Origin of the sequence: Bacillus sp. SIMBA_008, from assembly GCF_046535495.1 — a bacterium.
GTDB lineage: Bacteria > Bacillota > Bacilli > Bacillales > Bacillaceae > Bacillus > Bacillus subtilis.
Window position 1 is genome coordinate 1 of sequence record NZ_JAWRWL010001287.1, and the last position, 235, is coordinate 235.

Sequence of the window (235 nt, forward strand, 5' to 3'; positions counted from 1 at the left end):
CGCGGCAGCCTCATCGAAGAGATTGCGCATCCGCGACAGATCGGTCAGCTCGCCGTGCTCGGCGAAGAACGCCCGGTGCTCCGCGTGCGCGGCCGCCGTACCGGGATCGAAGGTGAGCAGCTGCGGCCCACAGCCGTCGGCGACGCCGGCACGGGCCAGCTGCCGGGCGCGGGCGAGCGAGGCGATCGTGTATCCGCCGTCCCGGCCCGGGATCAGACGGCTGGACAGCACCAGG

Annotated in this window: 1 protein-coding gene; it reads right to left on the minus strand. The window is 73.2% G+C overall.

What is annotated here, in order from left to right; genetic code table 11:
- The coding region (locus tag SB658_RS27585; protein ID WP_410603756.1) for a hypothetical protein at nt 1-235 on the minus strand (235 nt) is incomplete at both ends.